The following is a 3,139-nucleotide window of genomic DNA, read 5'->3' as shown; positions in this document are numbered from 1 at the left end:
AAGGCCATGCTCAGAAAGATCGGCGAGCGAACCGTCACTGGGCTCTGGGACCTCATCGGCAGGCTCATCGATATCTTCCAACCCAACGAATGCGCAAACTACTTCAGATCGTGCGGGTATGAACCCAAATGATTGGAAACCGCTCTAATGGCTCTCCTGCCCCTCTCTTTCGGCCAATCAAGAGCCCGCCGCTTCACGTCGGTTGATCCTGTCCCGCAAAATCCATCCGGTTTGAATGGCGGGAAGCCGGCAAAGTGAAGGCCGGAAACCTTTTCTAACAAGCAGGTTAGCGCTGGAAATCCGTTCGGATCAGCGGCGCTTGCGCGTGGCCGCCGCGGCGATCAGCACGAGGCCGAGGAAGCCCATGCTGGCCCAGAATTGCGGTGCCAGATCGGGGGTAAGCGCCATGGCCGCCAGCACGCCCAGCATGGCCGCAACCGCCACAAACCGCCCCCAGCGCAGGAAGCCGCCGCCGACACCCATCCGGATCGCCGCGACAACAACCAGCGAGTAGACGAACACCATGGTGGCGCCGGACGCATTGACCAAGAAGGCGAACACCAGCGACGGTGACAGCACGGAAGCGAACACGCAGGCGAGGCCCACCAATGTGCAGGCGATGATGGAACGTGCCGGTACGCCGCGGCTGTCCACCGCCACGCTCCAGCGCGGCGCATCGCCATTGGCGGCCAGCGTGAACAGCGCGCGGCTGGCGACATAGATTGAAGAGTTGAGGCAGGACAGCACGGCAACCAGCACCAGCAGGTTCATCATCAGCGCCGTGCCCGGCACGCCGATCACATCCAGCGCGGCGGCAAAGGGTGATTGGCCGGCCACGATACTGCGCCAGGGCACAATGCAGACAATCAGGCTGATGGCGCCGATGTAGAAGACACTGATGCGCAGGATCAGCGTGCTCGCCATCTTGGCGACCATATCGCCCGAATCCTCGGCTTCGGCTGCGGCAACGGTAACGATCTCGGCGCCAACCAGGGCAAAGATCACCGTGGTGACGCCAGCAATCACTGCGCCCCAGCCCATCGGCGCCAGCCCACCATCGTTGGTGAGATTGGCAATGCCAGTGGAGGCCGGCGATCCGAACAGGAACACGCTGCAGATGATAATGAACAGCGCGATGGCCACCACCTTGATGGTGGAAAACCAGAATTCGAACTCGCCGAAACTGCGCGCCGAAAGCAGATTGGAACCGGCCATCAGCAAGGTGAGCACGGTGCCGATCAGCCAAACCGGCAGATCAACCCAGAGCGCGACGATACCGGCCCCGGCGATTGCCTCGATGCCGATCACCACCGCCCAGAAATACCAATAGAGCCAACCAGCGGTGAAACCGGCCCAGCGGCCCAGCCCGGCGCGGGCATATTCGGTGAAGGTGCCGGCATGCGGCACGGCCACGGCCAGCGCCGCGATCACCCGCATCACGATCAGCACGATGGCACCAGCCAGCGCATAGCTGATCACCACGGCCGGACCGATCGAGGCGATGGCGGCGCTGCTGCCGACGAACAGGCCGGCGCCGATGACGCCGCCCAGCGTGATCATGGTGACATGCCGGCGCTTCAATGTGCGCGCCAGTGCCGGGGTCGTATCCGCTTCGCTCATTCCCGTCCCCGTATCGCCGGCCTCATTCCCACTCGATGGTGCCCGGCGGCTTTGACGTATAGTCGTAAACCACGCGGTTGATACCCTTCACCTCGTTGACGATGCGGGTGGCAGCGCGCGTGAGGAAGCTGGCCTCGAAGGGGTAGACATCGGCGGTCATGCCATCCACGCTGGTGACAGCGCGCAGGCCGCAGACCCGATCATAGGTGCGGCCATCACCCATCACACCGACGGTGCGCACCGGCAGCAGCACGGCAAAGGCCTGCCAGATCTCGTCATACAGCCCTGCCTTGCGGATCTCGTCAAGATAGACGGCATCAGCCTTGCGCAGCGTGTCGCAGGCTTCCTTGGTGACTTCGCCGGGGATGCGGATGGCGAGGCCGGGGCCGGGGAACGGGTGGCGGCCAACGAAGGCTGGCGGCAGGCCGAGCTCGACACCCAGGCGGCGCACTTCGTCCTTGAACAGTTCGCGCAGCGGTTCGACCAGCTTCATGTTCATGCGTTCCGGCAGGCCGCCGACATTGTGGTGGCTCTTGATCGTCACGCTGGGGCCGCCGGTGAAGGAGACGCTCTCGATCACGTCGGGATAGAGGGTGCCTTGGGCCAAAAAATCAGCGCCGCCGATCTTCTTGGCTTCGGCCTCGAACACCTCGATGAAGGTCTTGCCGATGAGCTTGCGCTTGGCTTCCGGATCGGTGACGCCGGCAAGGCCACCAAGGAACAATTCCTCGGCTTCCACGTGCACCAGTGGGATATGATAATGTTCACGGAACAGGGTGACGACCTGTTTGGCTTCGCCCAACCGCATCAGGCCATGATCGACGAACACGCAAGTGAGCTGATCGCCGATGGCTTCGTGGATCAGCACGGCGGCCACAGCCGAATCGACCCCGCCTGACAGGCCGCAAATCACCTTGGCCGATCCCACCTGCTCGCGGATTTCGGCGATCTTGGAGGCACGGAAGCCGGCCATCGACCAGTTCGGCGTGATACCGCAGACATTGACGACGAAATTCTTCAGCAGTGCGCCACCATCGGGCGTGTGCACCACTTCGGGGTGGAACTGCACGCCGTAACGGCGGGCTTCGTCGTTGGCGATGGCAGCGAACGGCGCCCCGGCGCTCACCGCCACGGCGCGGAAGCCGGGGGGGATCGCCTCGATGCGGTCGCCGTGGCTCATCCACACGGTCGGCCGGTCACCCTTGGCCCACACGCCGGCAAAGAAGGCACAATCGTCGACAATATCGATTTCGGCGCGGCCGAACTCGCGGTGATCGGAGGCCACTACGGCACCGCCGAGCTGATAGCAGAGCGATTGTTCACCATAACAGATGCCAAGCAGCGGCACGTCGGCGGCCAGCACGACATCAGGGATGCGCGGACCGTTTTCATCGCTGATATTGGCCGGGCTGCCCGACAGGATGACGCCCTTGGGCTGCATCCGTGTGTATGCCTCGCCGCCTTTGGCGAAGGGCACGATCTCGCAATAAACGCCAACTTCGCGGATGCGCCGGGCGAT

Annotated in this window: 2 protein-coding genes and 1 pseudogene; 1 reads left to right on the top strand and 2 read right to left on the bottom strand. The window is 63.5% G+C overall.

The window, feature by feature from the left end:
• A pseudogene (locus Q7O19_RS13465) lies at positions 1-132 on the top strand (IS630 family transposase); the annotation flags it as partial.
• 177 nt (positions 133-309) lie between these two features.
• On the opposite strand, the gene Q7O19_RS13460 reads toward Q7O19_RS13465, so the two are convergent.
• Positions 310-1,620, bottom strand: coding sequence for an amino acid permease (locus Q7O19_RS13460; RefSeq protein WP_303810995.1), 1,311 nt, complete (start codon positions 1,618-1,620; stop codon positions 310-312).
• Positions 1,621-1,642: 22 nt separating this feature from the next.
• A partial coding sequence (guaA, locus tag Q7O19_RS13455; RefSeq protein ID WP_303810994.1) for a glutamine-hydrolyzing GMP synthase occupies positions 1,643-3,139 on the bottom strand: 1,497 nt, incomplete at its 5' end.

Origin of the sequence: Sandarakinorhabdus limnophila DSM 17366, assembly GCF_945882885.1 — a bacterium.
In the GTDB taxonomy this organism is placed as follows: Bacteria; Pseudomonadota; Alphaproteobacteria; order Sphingomonadales; family Sphingomonadaceae; genus Sandarakinorhabdus; species Sandarakinorhabdus limnophila_A.
The sequence above is the reverse complement of the archived record's forward strand: the minus strand, read 5'-3'. Positions and strand labels throughout refer to the sequence as shown.